Annotated in this window: 16 protein-coding genes; 4 read left to right on the forward strand and 12 right to left on the reverse strand. The window is 48.9% G+C overall.

Annotated elements, in window-relative coordinates; all coding sequences use genetic code 11:
- Window positions 1-17 precede the first annotated feature (17 nt).
- From CLFS41_RS28745 to CLFS41_RS28760, 3 genes are read right to left on the reverse strand one after another with little or no spacing between them, the layout of a single operon-like run.
- Window positions 18-386, reverse strand: coding sequence for a hypothetical protein (locus CLFS41_RS28745; RefSeq protein WP_045094348.1), 369 nt, complete (start codon window positions 384-386; stop codon window positions 18-20).
- 24 nt (window positions 387-410) lie between these two features.
- A complete protein-coding gene (locus CLFS41_RS30935; protein WP_242856940.1) occupies window positions 411-1,136 on the reverse strand; it encodes a hypothetical protein in 726 nt (241 codons plus the stop codon).
- Window positions 1,137-1,155: 19 nt separating this feature from the next.
- Window positions 1,156-1,743, reverse strand: a complete 588-nt coding sequence (locus CLFS41_RS28760; RefSeq protein WP_045094349.1) for a DUF4259 domain-containing protein — start codon at window positions 1,741-1,743, stop codon at window positions 1,156-1,158.
- Between the two features lie 210 nt (window positions 1,744-1,953).
- On the opposite strand from CLFS41_RS28760, the gene CLFS41_RS28765 reads away from it, so the two are divergent.
- The 4 genes from CLFS41_RS28765 (at window position 1,954) to CLFS41_RS28780 (ending at window position 4,150) form a co-directional block, all read left to right on the forward strand.
- Complete coding sequence (locus tag CLFS41_RS28765; RefSeq protein ID WP_045094350.1) at window positions 1,954-2,271, forward strand: metalloregulator ArsR/SmtB family transcription factor; 318 nt, start codon at window positions 1,954-1,956, stop codon at window positions 2,269-2,271.
- 82 nt (window positions 2,272-2,353) lie between these two features.
- Window positions 2,354-3,367, forward strand: coding sequence for a permease (locus CLFS41_RS28770; RefSeq protein WP_045094351.1), 1,014 nt, complete (start codon window positions 2,354-2,356; stop codon window positions 3,365-3,367).
- Between the two features lie 22 nt (window positions 3,368-3,389).
- Entirely contained in the window at window positions 3,390-3,734 is a 345-nt protein-coding gene (locus CLFS41_RS28775; RefSeq protein WP_045094352.1) for a thioredoxin family protein, read from the forward strand.
- A gap of 8 nt (window positions 3,735-3,742) precedes the next feature.
- Window positions 3,743-4,150 carry an arsenate reductase ArsC gene (locus tag CLFS41_RS28780; RefSeq protein ID WP_045094353.1) on the forward strand — a complete coding sequence of 136 codons (408 nt, stop codon included), beginning with the start codon at window positions 3,743-3,745 and terminating at the stop codon, window positions 4,148-4,150.
- Window positions 4,151-4,199: 49 nt separating this feature from the next.
- Here CLFS41_RS28780 and CLFS41_RS28785 read toward each other — a convergent pair whose 3' ends face one another.
- The 9 genes from CLFS41_RS28785 to CLFS41_RS28825 all read right to left on the reverse strand — a co-directional run.
- Window positions 4,200-4,538 (reverse strand): DUF3852 domain-containing protein, encoded by a 339-nt coding sequence (locus CLFS41_RS28785; RefSeq protein WP_045094354.1) that lies wholly within the window; start codon window positions 4,536-4,538, stop codon window positions 4,200-4,202.
- A gap of 127 nt (window positions 4,539-4,665) precedes the next feature.
- Complete coding sequence (locus tag CLFS41_RS28790) at window positions 4,666-6,333, reverse strand: hypothetical protein (protein ID WP_347469257.1); 1,668 nt, start codon at window positions 6,331-6,333, stop codon at window positions 4,666-4,668.
- A gap of 85 nt (window positions 6,334-6,418) precedes the next feature.
- Window positions 6,419-7,036, reverse strand: a complete 618-nt coding sequence (locus tag CLFS41_RS28795; protein WP_045094356.1) for a DUF6550 family protein — start codon at window positions 7,034-7,036, stop codon at window positions 6,419-6,421.
- Between the two features lie 105 nt (window positions 7,037-7,141).
- Window positions 7,142-7,687 (reverse strand): hypothetical protein, encoded by a 546-nt coding sequence (locus CLFS41_RS28800; protein ID WP_045094357.1) that lies wholly within the window; start codon window positions 7,685-7,687, stop codon window positions 7,142-7,144.
- Complete coding sequence (locus CLFS41_RS28805; protein WP_045094358.1) at window positions 7,684-8,088, reverse strand: DUF4320 family protein; 405 nt, start codon at window positions 8,086-8,088, stop codon at window positions 7,684-7,686. Before CLFS41_RS28805 ends, CLFS41_RS28800 begins: the two co-directional genes overlap by 4 nt.
- Complete coding sequence (locus tag CLFS41_RS28810; RefSeq protein ID WP_045094359.1) at window positions 8,076-8,444, reverse strand: hypothetical protein; 369 nt, start codon at window positions 8,442-8,444, stop codon at window positions 8,076-8,078. Before CLFS41_RS28810 ends, CLFS41_RS28805 begins: the two co-directional genes overlap by 13 nt.
- 27 nt (window positions 8,445-8,471) lie before the next feature.
- Window positions 8,472-9,344 carry a hypothetical protein gene (locus CLFS41_RS28815; protein WP_045094360.1) on the reverse strand — a complete coding sequence of 291 codons (873 nt, stop codon included), beginning with the start codon at window positions 9,342-9,344 and terminating at the stop codon, window positions 8,472-8,474.
- A 5-nt stretch (window positions 9,345-9,349) separates the two neighbouring features.
- Entirely contained in the window at window positions 9,350-10,279 is a 930-nt protein-coding gene (locus CLFS41_RS28820) for a hypothetical protein (protein ID WP_045094361.1), read from the reverse strand.
- Window positions 10,276-11,381, reverse strand: a 1,106-nt coding sequence (locus CLFS41_RS28825; RefSeq protein ID WP_045094367.1) for a CpaF/VirB11 family protein, incomplete at its 5' end; no start/stop codon positions are given. The genes CLFS41_RS28820 and CLFS41_RS28825, both read right to left, overlap by 4 nt.

The following is an 11,381-nucleotide window of genomic DNA, read 5'->3' on the forward strand; positions in this document are numbered from 1 at the left end:
AACAGGCAGGACGTCCGTCATCCTTCCCACAAGCAGATATTCCGGGTTGACACCACCTTCAAATCCAACGCTCCCATACAGAACAGCGTGAACTCGCCGCCGACCAGTCCCCGACATTCTCCCTCTCCACTGTATTCATAACACTCAATCCTGACTTCCAGCTTCCTTACATATTGATAATCCCGGCAGATCTGCTGCATAAATGGTGTTTCTAAAACAGACATTTCCCGTACGTGATCCGGATACAGAGAGGCCCCTATCACATTTCCATCTGCAATAACAACTGCCCGAGCGTACCGGAGCGTTGCGTGATCCTCCGGCAGATAGCGCTCATTGGCTTCCTTCATCGGGTCATAATACGCCAAGTATTCGTTTAATGATTTCATAGACAGCGCACCTCTCTGCCTGTGTTACATCTGAAGTCCGTCCTGCATATGCAGGTTTTCTTCTCTGCCCTTCCATGCTTCGATCTCGTCCATCAGTTTGAATACATTTGGATTGGGACCATACAGCATGCTCCCGCTTTCATTAACCTCCGCCACACGGCTTCCCTCCAAATACAGCTGCAGCAATCCATTCTTTACTCCTTTTACCTCAAATCCCATTTTCACAGCCATGGTTGAAATGTCTTTAAAAAAGAGGTTCTTTTCCCTGGTTTCGGAAGGCGGCTGTTCACTATGTCCTGCCATATTCCTAATGAGGGAGCACAGACGATCCGCCCACTTTTGATCCATATCCCATCCATCCGCCAGTTCCCTTATGACTGATTGGACCTCTTTCACCTGTTCTGCTGCCTCTTGACCTTGTGCGGAAACCATTTCGCTTGCATAGCGGTACAATCCATTAACCGTGGCAATTTTCTGTCTCTCTGATATTCGATTCGTTCTTCCCGTCTGGACTGCACGCCGCAGCGTTTTGTCAAATTGCTCTTCGCGATCCTTTCGCTCACTTAAATCCCAATATGCCTCCATCTCCCCGATCATTTTCTTCAGCCGTCCGATCCTCTCATCCCCTTGAGTTCCCCGGTCAATTTTGATCATGGCCGCGTATTGGGTCAAATGCTTAATGCATGTTTCCATCAGTAACTTATCCTGTTTGTCATTTGAAACCATATTTTTCTCCTGATTTTCTGCCATCGCCATCCCCCATTATGCCTCACGGTCCAAGTTGATTCTGTAACGGCAGTTCTACCTCTTCGCTATTTTCCATTTCCTGATGCTCTGGCCTTTGTAATGAAATCAACTCTATTTTTGCTTCTGAAGATTCAATAAATGGATCAAGACGGCTGACCAGTTCTGCCATATGTTTCTGCCATCCAACCCAGTTCTTTTCCTCGAACCAACCGCCCCATCTAGCACCATCTCCGGTCTGGGACTCAGCATATTTTTTTATAGCATGGAGTGTATCAAAAATATAGTTCCGAATCCAATGGACTGTTTCTCCGGAAGCGGTGAAAGAAGTGACAGAACAAAATTTATGCTTCTCCCTATCCCAGTCCTCCTCATCATCCAGGCTCTTTACATCCCCGTCCACAAACTTCAGCATCAATTCCGCTAGTGCCATCACACTGGTGTGGGACCCTGCCATCTCTACCTCCGGAGGGGCATTCCATGAATCCCGCTTCAAGGCTTCCAGCAGCGTTTCAAGCTCCAGCTTACCATCCTTCGGAAGTCTCCTCCTGATAAACTCTACTGCGTCCAGACCTTCATCCGACTCAAATGCCGTGATTCCCCAGCACCCCATTCATTTTCCCTCCCGTTAGACATCTTCCTATCCAAAAATGCACTTCTTGGATTCCAACAATCAGCTAGCCAATGCTTTTATATAGGCGGTGCACGTCTAAAAAAATTATTCCATTTCATATTTTTATAAATCTCCTTCTTCATATTGACTTTTTTTGATATGACGCATATAATATGTTATATCAAAAATATTTGATACGAGGTGAAACACGTGAAAAACACACATGAGAAAAATGCAAAAGTATTTAAAGCTCTTTGTGACGAAAAACGACTCGCGATTCTGGAACTGCTGCGCAGCGGTGAAAAATGTGCTTGTGTACTTATTGACCTCATGGATATTGGGCAATCTTCCCTATCTTATCACATGAAAATCCTCTGTGAATCAGGTATTGTGGACAGCAGGCAGGACGGCAAGTGGACGCACTATCGTCTAAGCAAACGTGGCAGCGAGTATGCAGCACAGCTTTTAGTGGAACTCACTACGCCAAATACTACGCAGGATACAGAAAATGCTGCCTATGAAAAATAGCCATCGGCTTGATGGCTTTTCTTAAATACATTGTATCAAATTTTTTCGATATGAACCCAATTTATGAAAGGAAGGACTTTCTATGCAAGCTTTAAAAACGATATGGCTCTTTTTTCAAAATGAAATTCTAGGAATGCAATGGCTCAATGCACTGATTGGCAACGCACTTACAGCCTTGGGCCTGGATATAACCAGCCGAACGGGAGGCAGCATACAATTTTTTATCTATGATGTGTTAAAAATCACAATGCTTTTATGCTTCTTAATTTTTGTAATTTCCTACATTCAAAGCTACTTCCCTCCAGAGCGAAGTAAACAGATTTTAGGGCGTTTTCACGGCGTCTGGGCGAACATTATCTCTGCCCTTTTAGGTACCGTCACTCCGTTTTGCTCCTGTTCTTCCATCCCGCTGTTCATCGGGTTTACCAGTGCCGGTCTGCCACTGGGTGTTACTTTTTCCTTTCTGATCTCCTCCCCCATGGTTGATCTTGGAAGTCTTGTCCTGCTTATGAGTATCTTCGGTACAAAGGTGGCCGTTGTCTATGTGATTGTAGGGCTGGTCATAGCAGTGGTTGGCGGTACAATGATTGAAAAATTGCACATGGAAAAGTATTTGGAGGACTTCATCACTTCCGCCGGCCATGTGGATATAGAATCTCCTGAATTGAGCCGCCACGATCGTATCGAATACGCCAAAGATCAAGTGGTATCTACCTTTAAAAAAGTATTTCCCTATATTCTTGTAGGGGTTGGAATCGGCGCAGTCATCCACAACTGGATTCCTGAACACTGGATAGAGGCAGTTCTTGGCAGCAATAATCCGTTTGGCGTTATTCTAGCCACCCTGGTAGGTGTCCCCATGTATGCGGACATTTTTGGTACGATCCCTGTAGCAGAGGCACTGCTTTCCAAAGGCGCTCAGCTTGGTACAATTCTCTCCTTCATGATGGCGGTTACGACACTTAGCCTTCCATCCATGATCATGCTACGCAAGGCAATAAGACCAAAGCTACTGGCTCTTTTCATTGGTATCTGCACTGGAGGTATTATCATTGTAGGCTACTTATTTAATCAATTTGCCTACCTGTTAATCTAACAAAAAAATGGAGGTAATGGCTATGAATTTATTCAGCAAAAAGAAAGAGACACCAAAAAGCTGCTGCGGTATAAACTGCAATGCCGAAGCAATGGCTAAAGCAAAGGCAGCTAAAACGACAGGTGCTGGTGTCAAAATACTTGGTTCCGGTTGTGCAAAATGTAATGCATTGGAGGCAGCAACAAGAGAGGCTCTTGCGGAATTATCGATGGACACTTCTATCGACCATGTGACCGATTTTACACAAATTGCAGCTTATGGCGTAATGTCTACTCCTGCACTGGTGGTAGATGGAAAGGTAGTTTCCTTTGGCAAGGTTCTCAAAAAAGAAGAGGTTGCAAAAATCCTACAAAAAGCAAGGGGGTGATTTTCATTATGTCCAACCCCAAAGTAGCGTTTATCTGTGTGCATAATTCCTGTCGCAGTCAGATTGCAGAAGCACTGGGTCGACAGCTTGCTGCCAATGTGTTTGAAAGCTATTCAGCCGGAACAGAAACAAAACCACGAATCAATCAGGATGCTGTACGGCTAATGAAACATTTTTATAATATTGATATGGAATCGAAACAATATTCCAAACTGCTTACAGATATTCCTCCAGTGGATATTGTAATAACAATGGGGTGTAATGTTCAGTGTCCATCCCTACCCTGCAGATATCGCGAAGACTGGGGGATTGATGATCCCAGTGGGAAATCGGATGCAGAGTTTGAACAGACAATTAAGAACATACATGCACGGATCTTAGATCTCAGCAAACGAATACAACATAAGGACTTATAATCAATTGGCTGGCAAGTGTATCACTTCTTGCCAGCCCTCTGTAACTGCATTATATCCCAACAATCTGCCACACATACATCGGTGCAAACAGGCTGAAAACCAATCCTGCAAACAAAATGGCAGCCGGTGCCCACTCAATCTGACCATGTTTCCGGTAGTCCATATAGGCAGTTGCCACCTTGACAAAGAACAACACTGCCAATACCAGATCGATTGCCGGGAACACCACGTTGTTGACCACCGTCTTGATCTGGGATGAGGCTGCTTTCCAGGTGCCTTCCACTGCGCCTGCTACATTCCCGGTGTTGGAGGCAAAGGCTGTCATGCCAAACATAGTGGTCAGAAGTAATACAACAATCAGTGCAATCATCCATTTAAACTTTTTCATATAGCTCTCCTCTCATACCAATGAAATGAGCGCTCCATGAGCGCTTCATCACATACAGCAAAAGCCGCAGAAATCCTGCGGCCACCACTTCATTTATCTATTTTTCTGTTCTTAAACAACCGTTATCCTACCTCGGTTTCTGAGGCGAAATGTGCCAATCCTGCCAAAGATTCCCTTGCACCCGGACCGAATCTGTCAGATTCATAGATAGCATCCCGGCCGGCGTCCAGCAGTCAATCAGCCATGTATAGGGCGTATAGCTGCCATCGGGATACCAGATTGGCAAAAAATGTGTCCTTCGTTCATAGGTGCTGAATGGGTTCTCCTTAAACTCAAACCGGGTCTGATATCCCCGCCCCATCCGTTCCAGTACACGCCAGTAGCTCTGATAATCAAATTCCGGGAAGTAGGTGATGGCGTTCTGGGCTTCTGTCACCGCATGGCTTTGATTGGTGCTCACCCCTGCTGTCACTGTCTCCTGGATGCCATAACCGGACTTCAGTGTGTTTCCGGAAGCAGTCGGGGATTTCTCATCCGGGTAGATTTCCATCTCAGCTGATAGTCTGGCCTGGTAACGGTCATAATCAAATTTCCACCAGCCGTGATCGCACCAAAATCCATCGTCATCATCATCTCCGCTGTGCCAGACCCAGTAAGAATACCACCATGGCCTCCACACACCCCAATCCGCTCTTGTCACCTGTTCCCGGACTGAAACTGATGGGATGGTAAAACCGTCATTCCGGTCATCCGCGTTGGGATCCGGGGGCGGATTCTTATTCAAGTCTACGATATTTGCTGTAATCGTGTTTTTGTCGGTCCTTCCCCCGCCAGAAACCGTGACATGTATGGTCATGGTCTGCGGTGTGGAAGGGGTGGTCCATCGAATCCAGGCAATCTGGCTGTCTCCCTCTGGATAGTAAACGTGATCCACACGCATCGCCTTTCCGGCCACCCGGAAGGTAACGGAAACCGGATGATCCGGATCCGACTGGCCTCCCCTTACCGTCACTGCGGTGATAACTTCCGTATTCACCCGGTACTCATAATCAAAGGCGTCAATAGCCGGCGGCGTGGTTATCTCATTAAAGCGTACAATTCCCAGCCCCAGGGACGCGATGATTTCCTGGTTGGAACGCACACCGGACTTTGGCCCATTCCAGACAGGATATCCTAAATCCGCGGTCTCTAAGAACATGGATAGCGGCAGATTTTGAAAACCAATCGTGGGAAGCATCGCACGTACCGCACCATTTCCCGCCTGGTCATATAGAGCAGCTTCTGTTGCTGTCATTGCTATATTGGTTCCCTGAAACACAACATAGGCAATGGGTTCCAGCAACAGTTTGTATTTGCCGTTTGTCAGCACTTCAAAGTCTATTCCTGTCAGGTTTGCAATACTACGGATGACCTGCTCGTCTGTAAAATAGTTTTTAATCGCCTCTATGCTGGCCTCGCCAAGACTCTGTGAACTAATGATCCGCGGAAGGGACTGTCCCGGATTCACAAATGTATAAGTCTCGCTGCTTGCATTCAATGCAGTTCCCTTGTTATAGGACAGCTTGCTAACCTTTCCAAAATGCAGCTGGATATTGGTCGGCCTTTTGTTTGTAAAGTCAATGGGCTGTGTCACTGGGGTCCTGGTTTCCGCCAGGATGACTGTCACTCTTACCCCTTCCATGCCAGGAGTCCACTTGTTCTGTGAAGTTCCCTGTCCCATGGACCCACCTCCGCCATCCAGATTTCCTTCTCCGACTGCGTATACGGTGAGAGGGCATATAAGCATCAACACCATTGTCAGCACAGCCAGTCTTTTTGTCACATTCCCGCACATCCTCAAAGAAAAAACACCGCCGAAGCGGTGTCTCATCACGATACTTTTAATCCATAATGCCAATCTTATTCCCATTCTCATACATATCCTCAGCTACCGTTCCCTGCCCTTCTCCGATCTCATCAATCCAGCCAAAAACAGGTACATAAATCTTCCCATTTTGTGTAGTTCCATACTGCGGCTCCCCTGCCTGTGTGGGCACCTCGTTTGGCTGCACAACCTCTTCATGGGGTATGGCCTCGGGAGTTCCTTCCACGGACTCTCCATCCGGCTTTTGGGCAGGATTCTTTAACACTTCTTCAGGCGGAGCAGTTGGTTTTACTGGAGCTGGCTGCACGGCCTGTTCCGTCCGGTCCGTCTGTGCCGGCAGAGCCGCTGTTGGCTCCGTTGTCCCTGTCCCGGAAGGTTCCGTTTCCGGTTCGGTCCTCACTACGATATCCGGTTTGGTTGGCTCTGTTTCTTCCTCTGTTGTTACCACTTCCGTTGTCTCTGCCGGCATGACCGCTACTGTTACCGCTTCCGTCTGTTTTGTCTGCTCCTCCGTCTGGTTGCTTCCCTGTGTCTCACCTCTGAATTGGCTGCCGATTGCTGCAATCAATACAGCTCCCACAACCACGCAACCAAGGACAGCCAGCCGCCGTTTCATCCGCTCATTCAATTTCATTGATTACGCCCCCTTGTACTTTTATCTTTGTATGACATAACATACCGTAACCCGCTCTAAAAGTCCAGTGACTTTTCCCATTTCCCCCTCTTTCCCCCCTATTTTTCAGAATACTTCAATATACCCGGCCCGTACTTTAAGTTTCATCTTCATAGGAGGAAATGTCTTTCCTGCAAATTGTACCGGAACCTCCAGCCAGACCACGGCATCTGCTTCAAACCGTTGTGCATTTACAGGGTCTGAAGGCGCCAGGGGCGCATTGCGGATTGTAACATCCAGCCCGAAGATCTTATACTCCAGGACACCTCCAGTATATTTCACCCGGGTTCCTCCCTCCCGCCGTGTTCCCAGCGTTTCATCCAGGTGGTAATAAATATCCCCTGTATCCACCGATTCCTCAAAACCATATCCTTCCGTATAATATCCTCCCGAGTATCCCTCCCGTACTCCGTGGTAGACATTGGCGTAGTTGTCATTTACCACCACAACCACTGCATCCTGCAGCGCTTCTTTCACCCCAGAGGCAATCAGGCTCAGACGGAAAAATTCCATGATTCCACACAGAATCAAAAGGCAGGCCAGAGTCACCGCGATTACCAGGGGAAACGCAGTCCCACGTTGATCTTTCAAACACACCAGCCATTTTTTCATTTCCAATACACCTCAGACTTTCCGGTTGCCGCAGCCCGGAGGGTGATGGGGAAGGAACCAAATCCTCCAAACAATCCCAGATTATAGCGGCAGGTCAGCTGCACGGTTACTTCCTCATTGAGCTGAATCCGGCCACTGGTTGACCAATGAACCTCGGGATTAAGTCCTGTCTTTTCTCTGAGAACAGCCGCCCTCCGGTTCGTCTCACTCCCGATCCGGCCCGCAATCTCTGCCTCCCGGCAAAGTTCTGTCGCAAAAGTATCCAGCTGCTGTTTCGCTATAAACACCGGCAGAATCTTTACGGAAAGAGCCAGAACCAGCATCACGCACAAAATTAAAACTGCCACATCAATGTACCCTTCCCCGCCGCGGCCGGCAAGAATCTTCTTTAAATATGACACACCATCCCCTCCTCACTGGTTCTGGCAGGAATCACTTCTGGCTCATTTAACCGCGTCAACACATACCAGGTGCCCTCCGCATGGTTCATTGACTCCACCTTCTGCTGTAAAAGTTCCTCCGCCTTGATCTGGACGCATTCCCTCCAACTGTACGGACTTCCAGAGACGGCTTCACCCGCCAAAAGATTCCCAATCTGCTCCGGGACCAGATACACATATCCGCCGGGCGTCATCATAAACACCGGTTCTTTGGGATGTCTCTCCAAAAACTCCCGCACTGTCCCCGATAATTTTTGCCCGCTCCTGTTTTTAACTTCTTTTTCTGCCATTCCTGTCTGATTTTTAACACTGCTCATGTCCTTGCGCCTCCGTCTTTTTCTTTTCTAAAACATACTCCCCATGGACTTTAGAATCTCAAATACGATAATCGCCAGGTAAGTGATAATAAAACACACCAGCATGAGGAAGCTGAACACCCGAATCTTGGGCGGGATCTTCTGGGCTTCCTTTTTCAGCCGCTGCAGCTCCATCTGTTTGAAATCATGGGACAGCATCTGAAAATACATGGCACCATCATCGCCCCGTAGTACGCCGATCAGCCCCCGCACCACATCGGAGAGCATGGGGGAGTTGATCCGGGCCTCAAACCGGGTAAGCGCTGCCTCGTAGCTGGAAGAGCGCATATCCGCCGCCAGGATTTCCAATTCATTGGCAAACTCTTCCCCCGCGTTCTTTTTATAGTTCTCCACAATGGACAGCACATCCCGGCTGTTCTTCAGTTCTTGCTCAATGGTTGACACAAACCGGGGCAGCTCGCCCTCCAGCTCTCCCCTCTTCTTCGCCAGCAGCTCATCCGCCTGCTCCTGCTCCTTGAAATACACCATCACCGCCAGAACCACGACAATCACAGCCAGAAGTGGAAAAACCAGCAGACAGGGAATCACGCCCAGCAGCACAAGCCCCGCCTTGGAAATAACATAGGCCTGATACACCTCCGGTTCCATATTCAGCCCACTGGCCTTTAAGATGTTTTTCTGCCGCCCCCGTTTATAATCATCCATATGAATATAAGGCGCCAGCTTCACAGCCAGGGAAAGGAGGTACGTTTCCAGACTCTTTGCTGCCTTTCTGTTTTCCCTTCCTGTATTAATCATCGCCTTTGACGTCTTTAAATACGGCAGACGCAGCATATCCGCTGCCAGGAAAAACAATCCGGCCGCCAGCAGTCCGCCAAAGCAGACCAGTAATCCAATCATCCCCGTCACCTCCTGTATTCCAGCGGCTTGGTCAAACGGATCACACACGCCGTGCTGATAAAGATAAGAGCCGCCGATCCCGCCAGGATGATCTGTCCCATATAGGAAAACATCAGCGTCTCGTACCAGCTGCGATTTAAGAAATACATTAACGGGATATTTCCAATGACAAGGATCACCATAGTAATAAATTCCTTCCTGGGTTCCGTCACCAACAGCTCCAGCTCTGCATTTACGATCCGCATATCTGACAGCTTGCTCACAATCGGCGTTAGTGTGGTTTTTAGGCTGCGGTCATACTGGCAGTCGCACAGTGCATTGCACCACTCCTCAAACACATCGTTTTCAATCCGCCCTCTCAGTGCCTGCAGCCCGGCTTCCACATCGGGATTCACCATCCGCACTTGGGTTGAAAATTCCTGAAACACATTGCAGACCGGTGGATTTAAGTAGTGCAGGTTTTCCTCCACCGCGGTCAGGATATCCTCGTTCCTCAAATATGCTGTAGTAATGATGGACAGGGCTGTCTCCAGCTCCGCCGCCACGTTCTTCTTGTAATGGCCGGCCGTCAGGCGCACATACCAGAAAGGGAAGAACAGGAAGCCCATCGCCAAAACCGGGGCCAGAAAATAGTTCCCCATCAGGATTGCCAGCGAGCCGCCAACACAGAACAAGGACAAGCTGGCTGCGCAGATCATGGAAAAACGGCTTTCCCGGCCCGTCATGGCCAGGATTTCCTGGGCCGTACGGATTTCCCGGCGAAACACCCCCGGTTTCTTCCGGCTGGTGGCCTCGTTGATTTCCTCCTTTAACGTTCTGGGCTTTTGCATCAAAAAGCCAAACAGACCGTCTGTAAATTCCATCGGTTTTAGGCCCAGAATTAAAAAAGCACCGGTTATCATACCGGCACAGGCTAAAAGCTGCATCAATGTCATACATTCACACCTCCCCTCAACTTCTTCAGCGTCTCACCCGGCATCCCGTTCTCCAACAGCCGTTTTGCCAGCCCGTCCGATATGGCATGCACCTGCTCATGGTGGCCTTCAATGATGAATTTCCCGTCTTCCACCCGGTTTTCCGTGATCTTGTACTGGAACAGCGGCCGGTAGCTCCTGGTTCCATCCGGGCGGATTTCACACTCCTGGATTTCCATCAGGCGCCTTTCCCGGTTTTCCAGCTGCTTACAGAATGCCACGATTGGATAGGCCTCTGTCACATAGGATAGGAGGGTCTCATCGCTCATGTCCACCGCCCGTTTACACAGGGACACCATACGCCGGTATGTGGCTTCACAACTGTTGGAATGGATGGTGGTTACCACCGCCACACCGGTCCTGGCCGCCTCCTGGGCTGCATTGGCCTCCGGCCCGCGCATTTCCCCCACCACAATGATATCCGGGTTAAACCGCAGCGCCATGTCCAGTAAGGCAATCTGATCCACTCTCTGGCGCTCATTCTCACTGTCCCGTGCCAGGGTATGGATGACGGAATTCGTTACCGCGCCTTCCTTCTCGCGCACCAGCGCCAACTCCCTGGAACCACTCTCAATGGTGTAAATCCGCTTGTTATCCGGTATGGTTGTCAAAAGCCAGCCAAGCAGCGTTGTCTTCCCGGAGCTTGTCGCCCCTGCCACACAGATAGAGATCCCGTACCTCAGACACTCGGTCAAAAAATCCATCATTGGCTGGGTAGCGGTTCCCCCGTTTATAAAATCTTCCTGTTTCATGGATTGTGGATTTACAATACGGATAGAGGCTGCAATCCCTACGTCTTCATCCACCAACGGCGTTTTCATGGCTGCGATTCGGATGTTTTTGGATAAATGCCCCAGCACAGCCGGGCTGGCATTGTCCAGAACCATACCGGACGTGTGGAGCATACGGCGAATCACATTGATTGCGTGCTGAGGGCTCTCAAAGCGCTCGGTCAGTTTTTTCGTGACGCCTCCGGAATACTGGACTTCAATATCCCGCCAGCTGTTGAATAGTGATAGGTAATCCTTTGAAGTTATCTCCGGATTTTCCCCCACTCCACACC

It is taken from the genome of Clostridium sp. FS41 (genome assembly GCF_000954015.1).
GTDB classification, from domain to species: domain Bacteria; phylum Bacillota; class Clostridia; order Lachnospirales; family Lachnospiraceae; genus Enterocloster; species Enterocloster citroniae.

Excerpts from the sequence above, each read along its gene's own strand:
- CLFS41_RS28745 (WP_045094348.1), bottom strand. The coding sequence starts at position 386 with ATGAAATCATTAAACGAATACTTGGCGTATTATGACCCGATGAAGGAA.
- CLFS41_RS30935 (WP_242856940.1), bottom strand. The coding sequence starts at position 1,136 with ATGGCAGAAAATCAGGAGAAAAATATGGTTTCAAATGACAAACAGGAT.
- CLFS41_RS28760 (WP_045094349.1), bottom strand. The coding sequence starts at position 1,743 with ATGGGGTGCTGGGGAATCACGGCATTTGAGTCGGATGAAGGTCTGGAC.
- CLFS41_RS28770 (WP_045094351.1), top strand. The coding sequence starts at position 2,354 with ATGCAAGCTTTAAAAACGATATGGCTCTTTTTTCAAAATGAAATTCTA.
- CLFS41_RS28775 (WP_045094352.1), top strand. The coding sequence starts at position 3,390 with ATGAATTTATTCAGCAAAAAGAAAGAGACACCAAAAAGCTGCTGCGGT.
- CLFS41_RS28780 (WP_045094353.1), top strand. The coding sequence starts at position 3,743 with ATGTCCAACCCCAAAGTAGCGTTTATCTGTGTGCATAATTCCTGTCGC.
- CLFS41_RS28785 (WP_045094354.1), bottom strand. The coding sequence starts at position 4,538 with ATGAAAAAGTTTAAATGGATGATTGCACTGATTGTTGTATTACTTCTG.
- CLFS41_RS28790 (WP_347469257.1), bottom strand. The coding sequence starts at position 6,333 with ATGGTGTTGATGCTTATATGCCCTCTCACCGTATACGCAGTCGGAGAA.
- CLFS41_RS28795 (WP_045094356.1), bottom strand. The coding sequence starts at position 7,036 with ATGAAATTGAATGAGCGGATGAAACGGCGGCTGGCTGTCCTTGGTTGC.
- CLFS41_RS28800 (WP_045094357.1), bottom strand. The coding sequence starts at position 7,687 with ATGAAAAAATGGCTGGTGTGTTTGAAAGATCAACGTGGGACTGCGTTT.
- CLFS41_RS28810 (WP_045094359.1), bottom strand. The coding sequence starts at position 8,444 with ATGAGCAGTGTTAAAAATCAGACAGGAATGGCAGAAAAAGAAGTTAAA.
- CLFS41_RS28815 (WP_045094360.1), bottom strand. The coding sequence starts at position 9,344 with ATGATTGGATTACTGGTCTGCTTTGGCGGACTGCTGGCGGCCGGATTG.
- CLFS41_RS28820 (WP_045094361.1), bottom strand. The coding sequence starts at position 10,279 with ATGACATTGATGCAGCTTTTAGCCTGTGCCGGTATGATAACCGGTGCT.